This is a genomic window from Emticicia sp., from assembly GCF_049241225.1.
Lineage (GTDB): Bacteria > Bacteroidota > Bacteroidia > Cytophagales > Spirosomataceae > Emticicia.
Genome location: NZ_JBMLRC010000397.1, coordinates 1 through 4,057, shown reverse-complemented (window position 1 = coordinate 4,057; position 4,057 = coordinate 1). Strand labels below are relative to the sequence as shown.

Annotated in this window: 2 protein-coding genes; both read left to right on the top strand. The window is 38.3% G+C overall.

What is annotated here, in order from left to right:
• Positions 1–83 precede the first annotated feature (83 nt).
• A complete protein-coding gene (locus tag ACOVO2_RS20965; RefSeq protein ID WP_421771861.1) occupies positions 84–602 on the top strand; it encodes a C40 family peptidase in 519 nt (172 codons plus the stop codon).
• Positions 603–674: 72 nt separating this feature from the next.
• On the top strand, positions 675–3,827 hold the full coding sequence (locus tag ACOVO2_RS20960; protein ID WP_421771860.1) for a tolB protein precursor: 3,153 nt from the start codon (positions 675–677) through the stop codon (positions 3,825–3,827).
• Positions 3,828–4,057 lie beyond the last annotated feature (230 nt).

The following is a 4,057-nucleotide window of genomic DNA, read 5'->3' as shown; positions in this document are numbered from 1 at the left end:
ATAAAGCAAATTAGTAATCGCAGAAACAGTTTTTCTGTTGACCGCTGACTATCAACTGTGGACTTACAAATAACTCATCATCAGTGCTACAATATAAAAAATACCAAACGTATATCTTTATCATGTTTTGCATGATAAGTGTAAGTTCGTGCAAAATTTTACGTAGTAAAGCTCCCGAAAATACGCCGGTTCGAGAAAATATTTATACAAAGAAAATTATTTCTACCGCTCGAAATTATACGGGAGTTCCATATAAAAGTGGTGGAAATGACGAAAAAGGGCTCGATTGTTCGGGCTTACTCTGCTTAACATTCAAAGAAATTGGTGTAAAACTGCCCCGAATTTCATGGCAGCAGGCCGAATATTTTCCTGCAATCAATTTACCCAATATCCAAAAAGGCGATTTGGTTTTCTTCGTAACCGTCGGCAAAAATATCAGTCATTCGGGAATTGTTACCGAAGTAAAAAACGAAAACGATATTCGTTTTATTCACGCTTCTTCAAGCAAAGGTGTTGTTGAAGATAACATGATGACTAACTACTGGAAATCCCGCTTTGCTCGAGTTTGCCGCCCGCAATACGCTGATTTAGCAAAACAATAATTTTCTAAACCACAAATAAGCGATTTTGTCTATTTTTACGTTCTTATTAGTAAAAACATTTCGCACGAAGGCATGAGAAAATTTTGTTTATTGACCATTGGATTGATTATCAGCAACTTAGCTATTTCGCAGTCGCAATATTTTGGACAAAACAAACCTCGCTATAAAACCTTCGGATTTAAAGTTCTGCAAAGCCCTCACTTCGAGTTATACCATTATTTCAACGAAAACAAGATTCCAAACGACATCGTCGTCAATAGTGAACATTGGTATAAAATTCATCAAGAAGTTTTCAAGCTGGCATTTATTAAGCCAAATCCGCTAATTGTTTACCAAAATCACCCTGATTTTCAAGAAACTACCGCTATTGGTGGGCAAATTGGAGAAGGAACAGGAGGCGTAACCGAAGGACTCAGAAATCGAGTAGTAATGCCGATGATGTTTTCCAAACGCCAAACCGACCACGTTTTGGGGCATGAATTGGTACATGCTTTCCAGTATCAACTCATGACTTCTGGCGACTCTACACAAATTGGCAATATACAGAATCTACCACTTTTTATGGTGGAAGGTTTGGCCGAATATATGTCGTTGGGACGAGTTGACGCCCATACGGCCATGTGGATGCGTGATGCAGTTTTGAGCAACGACATTCCGACAATTAGAGATTTAGTAACCAAAGAATACAAGTATTTTCCGTATCGGTGGGGACAAGCCTTTTGGGCTTATATGACCGCCACTTACGGCGATGATATTATTCGTCCACTTTTCAGAGAAACGGCTAAATATGGCATTGAAGTAGCTTTCACAAGAAACCTCAAAACAAGTATTGATAAATTTTCGGTCAAGTGGAAACAGGCTTTGATTGATACTTACACGCCCATGAGAGTAGGCACTTCTATTCAGCCGATTGGAAAAGAAATTGCATCTCAACGCAATGCGGGCGAAATGAATATTTCACCGTCAATTAGTCCAGATGGCAAATATGTGGCCTATATTTCATCAAAAAACGTACTTTCACTTGATATTTTTATTGTAGAAACACTTACTGGGCGAATCATTCGTAAGATAGAAAGTAGTTCGTTTGGCTCACACGTTGATTCTTATAGTTTTCTGGAAACCGCAGGAACTTGGTCGCCCGACGGTCAAAAGTTGGCTTTGGTGATTCAAACTAAAGGCCGAAATAAACTCTCAATCATAGATATTGCCAACGGAAACAAAGATAGTTTTGAACTGAAAGAGGTCGATTCGTTTACCAATCCTGCGTGGTCGCCCGATGGAAATTCGATTGTAGTTTCGGGGCTGATGAATGGCGAAAGCGATTTATATTTATATAATTTGAAAGAAAAAACGGTCAAAAATCTAACAAAAGATAATTTTTCGGATTTACAACCAACTTGGTCACCCGATGGTGAATGGATTTATTTTGTTTCGGACAGAGGTAGTAAAAATGGTCGTTTGGAAAAAGCGAGCAATGGAATTTCAAGAATAAACATAGAAACGCTGGCAGTTGAGAATTTTGACTTTTTCAAAGAAGCTGATAATCTCAATCCTTTGATAGCCCCCAATGGAAAAGCCATCTATTTCCTTTCCGATGCCGATGGTTTTAGAAACCTTTATCGCTACGATATCATCTCGAAACAAATTGAAAAACTGACCAATTATTTTACTGGTATCAGTGGAATTACGATGTATTCGCCCGCAGTCAGTATTGCTACAAAAACCGGACAGCTAATTTATAACTACTTCCAAAACGGCAAATACAACTTATATTTAGCAAGTTACGGTGCGTTTCAGCAACAAGTCGTTGGAAATGAAGTCAATAAATCGGCAGCAAATCTGGCTGTTCAAAAAGAAGGACGAGATATTGTTCAGAAAAATTTAGAGCAAAACAACCTTGCAGTTAGAGTTCCAGAAAAGAAATTGAAACTTTTAAACTACCAACCAAAATTCAAATTAGATTATCTCGGCAGTTCGGGCGTTGGTGTTTCGGCAAGTCGTTGGGGAACTGGCTTGGGCGGAGGCGTAGTTGGACTTTTCAGTGATATGCTTAACCACAATCAATTGGCTGGATCTGTTTCAATCAATGGACAAATCCAAGATTTTGGTGGGCAGCTGATGTACCTCAATCAAAAGAAACCTTTGCAGTGGGGAGTAACTTTTGCACGTATTCCGTACCGCTTTCAAGGAACTTACACCGATAGCACTACAAAAACGGCAAGCTTTTTCAAAAGCAATTATGTGACTGATGCTAAAGTGAAATCATCGCTTGGCGTACCAACAAATGACTCCTTAATTGCCAACAAATATTTAATTAATAGACTCGCTATCAATCAAATAGGCGTATTTACATTTTATCCCCTAAATACTAATCAGCGAATTGAGGGAGGCATCAATGGCAACTGGTATGGCTTTTCGGGCGATGAATATACTGACTACACTACTTTTGACCCTACAACTAGGCAAACTTTTGTATTGAATAACAGTACTCGTTCAAAACTTTCGCAATCATATCTAAAATCACAAGGCTTTAATGCTTTTAGCTTAAGTCAATTATATGTGGCATTTGTGGGCGACAATACCATTTTTGGAACTACTGCCCCAATCAAGGGCTATCGTTATAGATTTGAGGCGGGAAGATATTTTGGTTCAACCAGCTATACAAATATTTTGGTTGATGCACGAAAATATCAATATGTAAAACCATTCACGATTGCGGGAAGATTCCTCTATAACGGTCGTTTGAATGCCTCGAATCTTGATTATTTGAATCAAATTAACCCCTTATATCTAGGTTTTCCGTGGAATATGCACGGTTTTTATGGAAGTGCCCTCACAAAACAGCAAAATTTGGGTCTGATTACGCAAGAAGCCCTGCAAGGCGAACAACTTCTGGTGACAAATCTTGAAGTCAGATTACCACTAACTGGCCCGAAGAAATTGGCGTTGATAGATTTTTCGTATGTACCGAGCGACCTCAATTTTTTCTTTGATAGTGGTATGGTTTGGTCGGCCGATAGGAAAATTGGAGCTGTGCAGGAATACCAAACCCAAAACGAAACTTCGATAAAGCTAAAAGTTGAGCCATTGATAATGACAGGTTTTAGTTTACGTGTAAATCTGATGGGCTATTTGATTGTAGAGCCATATATGGCAGTACCGATTTACAATGGAAAACGCCAAAACATGGTTTCGGGAGTAAATTTCTTGATTCCTGGTTGGTAACTTCCTCTTTAGTTTATACACCTAAAGAATATATCACCCCTCCGGGGTTTGTTTACCTTTTTGCTTGTTTCTCTATAATCATTTCACCTCTTCAAGGTTTTCAATTAGTAAATTTTGATTGAATCACCGAAAATGTATTTTTATCTTAGCAAGGCATTTAATGTAATCAGTAGAATCCCAAAGGAATGGCATTTTTATACAATGTAATTTGGGATAAAAAACCAAATCCC